Below are 7,476 nucleotides of genomic sequence, written 5' to 3'. Positions count from 1 at the left end.
TGTCGTCGACCTCGGGGCGGACTTCCGACTGGTGGACGCAGAGGACTGGACGGCGTACTACGGCTCCGAGCACTCCGGTACCTGGCCGTACGGTCTCCCGGAGCTCCCCGGGGCGCGTGAGGCGCTGCGGTCCACCCGCCGCGTCGCGGTCCCGGGGTGCTTCCCCACGGGCGCCACGCTCGCGCTGTTCCCGGCCGTCGCGGCCGGCCTTGTCGACGCCTCCGCCATCACGATCGTCTCCGTGACCGGAGCGTCGGGCGCAGGCAAGGCCGCCAAGGTCCCGATGCTCGCCGCGGAGGTCATGGGCTCGGCCAAGGCGTACGGCGTGACCACCCACCGGCACACGCCCGAGATCACCCAGAACCTTCGTGCGGTCACCGACGCGGAGGTGTCGGTGAGCTTCACCCCGGTTCTCGCCCCCATGGCCCGCGGCATCCTCACCACCGCGGTGGCGCCCACGACCGCGACCGCCGGGGAGCTCCGGGCGGTGTACGCCGAGGCGTTCGGAGACGAGCCGTTCGTCCACGTCCTGCCCGCGGGCGTGCAGCCCATGACCGCCTCCGTGCTCGGATCCAATGCGGTGCAACTCGGCATCGAGGTCGACGAGCGCGCCGGCCGCGCGGTGTTCACCGCGGCGATCGACAACCTCGCCAAGGGCACCGCCGGGGGCGCGATCCAGTCGATGAACCTCGCGCTCGGACTCCCCGAGACCGCCGGACTCAGCACCGTCGGCCTGGCCCCGTGACCGCGGACGCCCTGGCGGGCGCCACCTCCAGAGGCCGGGTCCACGGTCTCGAGATGTGGTGGGCCCCGGAGGGAACCCATGCGATGTTCTGGGTCGCCCCCGCCGGCTCGACCGGCATCCTCAACGTCCACGGTGACGGGGCGGACGCGGTGGAACTGCGGTGGAGCACCCTGAGCGCCGAGATCCCGTCCACCCGCGCGGTCGTCCTGCTCGACGGCCCCGGCGTCGGAGACCCCGGCGCGGACTTCACGGCCGCGCACGAGGTCGCCGAGAACGTCGCCCGGTTCGTCAGCTCGAGATCGGGTGTCGAGGCCGGCCCGATCGAGGTGCTCGTCTTCCGGCCTGACACCGATCACGCGCCGTGGCCGGAACCCGCACCGACGGCGGACGGAGCCGAGTTCCGTTTCCGACACCGCGGTGGCGCGGACGTCCGACTCGCCCTGACCATTCCCGACCAGCCCGGAGAGGCCTGACATGACCACCGAGATGAACGACGGCTCCACGCAGCTGACGCCGTTCGTCCGCGCGCACGTGCTCGCCGAGGCGCTGCCGTGGCTGCAGAAGTTCCACCACAAGATCGTCGTGGTCAAGTACGGCGGCAACGCGATGATCGACGGCCAGCTCAAGGCGGCGTTCGCGGCCGACATGGTGTTCCTCCGGACCTGTGGCCTGAAGCCGGTGGTGGTCCACGGGGGCGGCCCCCAGATCACGTCGATGCTCGGCCGCCTGGGGATGGAGGGCGAGTTCCGCGGGGGATTCCGTGTGACCACCCCCGAGGTCATGGACATCGTCCGCATGGTGCTGTTCGGCCAGGTCGGCCGAGAACTGGTGGGGCTCATCAACGCGCACGGCCCGTACGCGGTCGGGATCTCCGGAGAGGACGCTGGCCTGTTCACCGCGGTCCGACGGACGGCGATGGTGAACGGCGAACCGACCGACATAGGACTGGTCGGCGACGTCGAGTCGGTCGACCCCCGTGCCGTCCTGGACCTCATCGAGGCCGGCCGGATCCCCGTCGTGTCCACCATCGCCCCGGATGCCGACGGCACGGTCCACAACATCAACGCCGATTCCGCCGCCGGCGCACTGGCCACCGCGCTCGGCGCCGAGAAACTCGTCGTCCTCACCGACGTCGAGGGGTTGTACACCGATTGGCCGGACCGGTCCTCGCTGGTCACGCACCTCGGGACCGGTCCCCTCGAGCGGGTGTTGCCGTCTCTCGAGAGCGGCATGGTCCCCAAGATGGAGGCGTGCCTGCGCGCGGTGCAGGGCGGGGTGCGGGCGGCCCACGTCATCGACGGGCGCGTCGAACACTCCGTGCTGCTCGAGGTTCTCACCGAGGGCGGCATCGGCACCATGGTCACCGAGGGTGACCACGAGATCCGCACGCCGGCAGGAGGAGCGAGATGACCGGGACCGACACCATGTCCCTCACCGCACGGTGGGACAGCGCGCTCATGCGCAACTACGGCACCCCGCCGCTCGAGCTCGTCTCGGGCCGGGGCGTCACCGTCACCGCCTCGGACGGCCGCGAGTACGTGGACCTGCTCAGCGGGATCGCGGTCAACTCACTCGGTCACGCGCATCCGGCGGTCGTCGACGCGGTCAGTCGCCAGGTCGCCGAGCTCGGCCACGTGTCCAACCTCTACATCCACCCGACGGTGGTGGCGCTGGCCGAGCGCCTCGAGTCACTGCTGTCGGTGGACGAGCCCGTCCGCGCCTTCTTCTGCAACTCGGGCGCGGAGGCCAACGAGGCCGCGTTCAAGATCGCCCGTCGGACGGGGCGGTCGCGGATCCTCGCGGCGGAGAACGGTTTCCACGGCAGGACCATGGGCGCCCTCGCGATGACGGGTCAACCCGCCAAACGCGAGCCGTTCGAACCGATGCCCGCAGGGGTCGAGTTCTTCCCCTACGGCGACACCGCCGCGCTCACCGCTCTCGTCGAACAGGCTCCCGGGGACACGGCCGCCGTGATCGTCGAGCCGATCCAGGGCGAGGGAGGGGTCGTCGAACCCCCCGAGGGCTTCCTTGCCGACGTGCGATCGTTGTGCAGCGAGCACGGGATCCTCATGATCGTCGACGAGGTCCAGACCGGGATCGGTCGTACCGGGGCGATGTTCGCCACGCGGCGGGCCGGCGTGGTCCCCGACGTGATCACCCTGGCCAAGGGCCTGGGCGGCGGGCTGCCGATCGGCGCCTGCCTGGCGGTCGGTGCGGCCGGCGAGCTGCTCACCGCGGGCCAGCACGGGACCACGTTCGGCGGTAACCCCGTCGCGTGCGCGGCCGCCCTGGCCGTTCTCGACACGATCGAGTCCGAGGACCTGATCGCGCACGTCGACCGACTCGGGAAGATCATCGCCGCGGAGATCGAGTGCCTGGATCACCCGCTGGTCGACCACGTGCGGGGGAGGGGACTGCTGCTGGGCGTCGTGCTCACCGCCCCGCTCGCCAAGGCCGTGGAGGGGGCGGCCCGGGAGGCCGGGTACCTCGTCGGTGCCACTACCGCGGACGTGGTCCGACTCGCCCCGCCGCTCGTGCTGACCGAGGAGCAGGTCGCCCGGTTCGTCGCCGGGCTCCCGGGCATCCTCGACGCCGCCACCCCGAAGGAGGCCACCTCATGACCGCCGCATCGTCGTCGGTGCGGCACTTCCTGAGGGACGACGACCTCAGTCCCGCGGAGCAGGCCGAGGTCCTCGATCTGGCGATGCGGCTCAAGGCCGCCCCGTTCTCGGCCCGCCCGCTCGAAGGGCCGCGGTCGGTCGCCGTGATCTTCGACAAGACCTCCACGCGGACCCGGTTCTCGTTCGACGCGGGCATCGCCCAACTCGGGGGGAACGCCATCGTGGTGGACTCCGGATCCACCCAGATGGGCAAGGGTGAGACCCTCTCCGACACGGCGAGGGTGATGTCGCGCTACGTCGAGGCGATCGTCTGGCGCACCTACTCGCAGGACGGGCTCGCCGAGCTCGCCGCGCACTCGGACGTGCCCGTCGTCAACGCCCTGACCGACGAGTTCCACCCGTGCCAGATCCTCGCGGACCTGCTCACCATCCGCGAGAACTTCGGTCGCACCGCCGGCCTGCGCGCGGTGTATCTCGGCGACGGTGCGAACAACATGGGGCACTCGTATCTGCTCGGGTTCGCGACCGCGGGAATGCACATCACCATCGCCGCGCCGGAGGGATACCAACCGACGGGGCAGGTGGTGTCGGACGCCGAGCGCGTGGCGGCGGGGACCGGCGGCTCCGTGAGGATCACGACCGACGTCGACTCGGCGGTGGCCGGGGCGGACGTCCTCATCACGGACACCTGGGTGTCGATGGGGATGGAGGACTCGGCGACCGACCGGCTCCGCGACCTGGCCGGTTACCAGTTGGGCCAGGAGTCCGTCGACAGGGCGTCCGACGACGTGATCGTCCTGCACTGCCTTCCCGCCTACCGCGGCAAGGAGATCGCGGCCGAGGTCATCGACGGCCCCCGCAGCCGCGTGTTCGACGAGGCCGAGAACCGGCTCCACGCGCAGAAGGCGCTGCTCGTGTGGCTCATGGAGCGGTCGTGATGACGGTGGGGACGGTCAGCAGGACCGCCAGGCACGCCCGGATCGCCGAGATCCTCCAGCGCCGACCCGTCCGGAGCCAGACCGAACTGGCGGAGGCCCTGGCCGAGGAGGGCATCGCGGTCGCGGTGGCCACCCTGAGCCGGGATCTCGACGAGCTCGGGGCCGTCAAGCTCCGGGCCGCCGACGGAGGCGCGGGCCGTTACATCATCCCGGAGGACGGCAGCCGGGCCCCGGGGATCCCCGGGGGCACGGACAGGCTCGGCAGGCTGCTCGGCGACCTGCTGGTCTCGGCGGACCACAGTGGCAACATCGCGGTCCTGAGGACCCCGCCCGGCGCCGCGAACTTCCTGGCGAGCGCCCTGGACCGCGCCAACCTGGACGACGTGGTGGGGACCATCGCCGGGGATGACACCATATTCGTGATGGCCCGTGAACCCGTCGGAGGCGCCGAGCTCGCGGACCGGCTCGCCTCCCTCGCCCGCCGCCCACTCTGACATCCACGACCCGACCCCAGACCGTAGAGATCCGAACCATCAAGGAGCACACCATGTCCGATCGCGTAGTCCTCGCCTACTCCGGCGGCCTCGACACCTCTGTCGCCATCAGCTGGATCGGCAAGGAGACCGGAGCCGAGGTCGTCGCCGTCGCCATCGACCTGGGTCAGGGCGGTGAGGACATGGAGGTCATCCGGCAGCGCGCACTGGATTGCGGCGCCGTCGAGTCGATCGTCGTGGACGCCCGCGACGAGTTCGCCGACGAGTACTGCGCCCCCACGATCAAGGCCAACGGGATGTACATGCGGGAGTACCCGCTGGTCTCGGCGATCTCCCGCCCGCTGATCGTCAAGCACCTGGTCACGGCGGCCAAGATGCACGGCGGTACCTCCGTCGCGCACGGCTGCACCGGCAAGGGGAACGACCAGGTCCGCTTCGAGGTGGGCTTCGGTGCGCTCGCCCCGGACCTCGAGGTGATCGCCCCGGTCCGCGACTACGCCTGGACGCGTGAGAAGGCCATCGAGTTCGCGGAGCAGAACGAGATCCCCATCAACGTGACCAAGAAGTCCCCGTTCTCGATCGACCAGAACGTCTGGGGCCGCGCGGTGGAGACCGGTTTCCTCGAGGACCTGTGGAACGCCCCCACGAAGGACGTCTACGACTACACCGAGGACCCGACCCTCAACTTCGCCGCTCCCGACGAGGTCACCGTCACCTTCTCGGAGGGCATCCCGGTGGCGATCGACGGGCGCAAGGTCTCCGTGCTCGAGGCCATCGTGGAACTCAACCGCCGGGGCGGGGCCCAGGGCGTGGGGCGGCTGGACATGGTCGAGGACCGGCTCGTCGGTATCAAGAGCCGCGAGGTGTACGAGGCGCCGGGCGCGATGATCCTCATCACCGCGCACAAGGCGCTCGAGGACGTCACCCTCGAGCGTGAGCTGGCGCGGTACAAGTCCGGGGTCTCCGACCAGTGGTCGAACGCGGTCTATGACGGCCTGTGGTTCTCCCCGCTGAAGTACGCCCTCGACGCCTTCATCGACAACACCCAGCAGCACGTCTCCGGGGACATCCGGATGGTCCTGCACGGTGGTTCCATCGTCGTCAACGGTCGTCGTTCCGACTCCTCGCTCTACGACTTCAACCTCGCGACCTATGACGAGGGGGACTCGTTCGACCAGAGCTACGCCAAGGGCTTCGTGAACCTCCACGGTCTGAGTTCCAAGATCGCCGCCAAGCGGGACCTCGGGCTGTGAGCGACGCCGACCGGCAGGACGACCGGCACGGCACCAACGCCGGAGCACTGTGGGGTGGCCGCTTCGCGGGCGGGCCCGCCGAGGCGATGGCCGCACTGAGCAAGTCCACGCACTTCGACTGGGAGCTGGCCCCGTACGACATCAGGGCCTCCAAGGCCCACGCCAGGGTCCTGCACCGCGCGGGGTTGCTCTCCGGTGCGGACCTCGACGCGATGCTGGACGGTCTGGACCGCCTCGCCGCGGACGTGGATTCCGGCGCGTTCGGCCCGGCAGAAACGGACGAGGACGTCCACGGGGCCCTCGAACGCGGTCTGATCGACCGGGTGGGTGTCGAGGTGGGTGGGCGCCTCCGTGCCGGCCGGTCCCGCAACGACCAGGTCGCCACGCTGTTCCGGATGTGGTTGCGTGACGCGGTGCGTGAGGTGGCCGGGGGTGTGCTCGACGTGGTCGACGCGCTCGTGGCGCAGGCGGACGAGCACCCCGAGACCGTGATGCCGGGCAAGACGCACTTCCAGGCAGCCCAGCCGATCCTGCTCTCGCACCAGCTCCTGGCGCACGCGCAGCCGTTGCTGCGGGACGTCGATCGGATCCGCGACCTGGACCGCCGTCTCGCGGTGTCTCCGTACGGTTCGGGCGCTCTGGCCGGGTCGTCCCTCGGACTGGACCCGGACGCGATCGCGGCGGAGCTCGGCTTCGACCGCGCGGCGGACAACTCGATCGACGCGACGAGCTCGCGGGACTTCGCGGCCGAGGCGGCCTACGTCCTCGCGCAGATCGCTGTCGATCTCTCCCGTCTGGCGGAGGAGGTGATCGCCTGGTCGACCCCGGAGTTCGGGTACGTGACCCTGGCCGACGAGTGGTCGACCGGTAGTTCGATCATGCCGCAGAAGAAGAACCCGGACGTCGCGGAGCTGATGCGCGGCAAGACGGGTCGGTTGATCGGCAACCTGACCGGGCTGCTCGCCACCCTCAAGGCCCAGCCGTTGGCCTACAACCGGGACCTGCAGGAGGACAAGGAGCCGGTCTTCGACTCCGTCGCCCAGCTCTACCTGCTCCTCCCGGCGATGGCCGGCATGGTCTCGACCCTGACGTTCCACCCGGAGCGTCTCGCCGCGCTCGCCCCGGCCGGATACACGTTGGCCACCGACATCGCGGAGTGGATGGTCCGTCAGGGCGTGCCGTTCCGCGTCGCCCACGAGGCGGCCGGGGAGTGCGTGCGGGTGGCCGAGTCCCGCGGCGTCGGGCTGGAGGAGTTGACCGACGACGAGTTGGCGACCGTCGACCCGGCGCTGACGCCCGACGTCCGCGACGTGCTCACCGTGACGGGATCGATCGCGTCACGGAGCGCACGCGGCGGCACCGCCGGCACCGCCGTGGCCGAACAACGGCGGCGGCTGGGAGAGATCCGTGACGAGCTCGCCCACT

General features: G+C 70.6%; 8 protein-coding genes. All 8 read left to right on the top strand.

Annotation, left to right across the window (positions count from 1 at the left end; all coding sequences use genetic code 11):
* Positions 1–745, top strand: a 745-nt coding sequence (argC, locus tag G6020_RS09870; RefSeq protein ID WP_182610497.1) for an N-acetyl-gamma-glutamyl-phosphate reductase, incomplete at its 5' end; no start/stop codon positions are given.
* Positions 742–1,218: a hypothetical protein gene (locus G6020_RS09865; RefSeq protein ID WP_069390102.1), complete on the top strand. Its 477-nt coding sequence runs from the start codon at positions 742–744 to the stop codon at positions 1,216–1,218. The genes argC and G6020_RS09865, both read left to right, overlap by 4 nt.
* Position 1,219: 1 nt before the next feature.
* On the top strand, positions 1,220–2,155 hold the full coding sequence (gene argB / locus G6020_RS09860; RefSeq protein WP_182610496.1) for an acetylglutamate kinase: 936 nt from the start codon (positions 1,220–1,222) through the stop codon (positions 2,153–2,155).
* Positions 2,152–3,366, top strand: a complete 1,215-nt coding sequence (locus G6020_RS09855; protein ID WP_182610495.1) for an acetylornithine transaminase — start codon at positions 2,152–2,154, stop codon at positions 3,364–3,366. The genes argB and G6020_RS09855 overlap by 4 nt, the downstream gene beginning before the upstream one ends.
* Positions 3,363–4,304, top strand: a complete 942-nt coding sequence (argF, locus tag G6020_RS09850; protein WP_179525174.1) for an ornithine carbamoyltransferase — start codon at positions 3,363–3,365, stop codon at positions 4,302–4,304. Before G6020_RS09855 ends, argF begins: the two co-directional genes overlap by 4 nt.
* On the top strand, positions 4,304–4,798 hold the full coding sequence (locus tag G6020_RS09845) for an arginine repressor (RefSeq protein ID WP_176474999.1): 495 nt from the start codon (positions 4,304–4,306) through the stop codon (positions 4,796–4,798). The genes argF and G6020_RS09845 overlap by 1 nt, the downstream gene beginning before the upstream one ends.
* Before the next feature lie 53 nt (positions 4,799–4,851).
* Positions 4,852–6,051 (top strand): argininosuccinate synthase, encoded by a 1,200-nt coding sequence (locus tag G6020_RS09840; protein ID WP_095717203.1) that lies wholly within the window; start codon positions 4,852–4,854, stop codon positions 6,049–6,051.
* Positions 6,048–7,476: argininosuccinate lyase (gene argH / locus G6020_RS09835; protein ID WP_182610494.1), on the top strand; the 1,429-nt coding region annotated here is incomplete at its 3' end. The genes G6020_RS09840 and argH, both read left to right, overlap by 4 nt.

The organism is Dietzia sp. B19, assembly GCF_014145155.1.
Classification (GTDB): Bacteria; Actinomycetota; Actinomycetes; order Mycobacteriales; family Mycobacteriaceae; genus Dietzia; species Dietzia natronolimnaea.
This window is presented reverse-complemented; position numbering and strand designations above follow the sequence as displayed.

What these genes read in the sequence shown, in the direction of transcription:
- argB (WP_182610496.1), top strand. Translation starts at nt 1,220, where the DNA reads ATGACCACCGAGATGAACGACGGCTCCACGCAGCTGACGCCGTTCGTC.
- G6020_RS09855 (WP_182610495.1), top strand. Translation starts at nt 2,152, where the DNA reads ATGACCGGGACCGACACCATGTCCCTCACCGCACGGTGGGACAGCGCG.
- argF (WP_179525174.1), top strand. Translation starts at nt 3,363, where the DNA reads ATGACCGCCGCATCGTCGTCGGTGCGGCACTTCCTGAGGGACGACGAC.
- G6020_RS09845 (WP_176474999.1), top strand. Translation starts at nt 4,304, where the DNA reads ATGACGGTGGGGACGGTCAGCAGGACCGCCAGGCACGCCCGGATCGCC.
- G6020_RS09840 (WP_095717203.1), top strand. Translation starts at nt 4,852, where the DNA reads ATGTCCGATCGCGTAGTCCTCGCCTACTCCGGCGGCCTCGACACCTCT.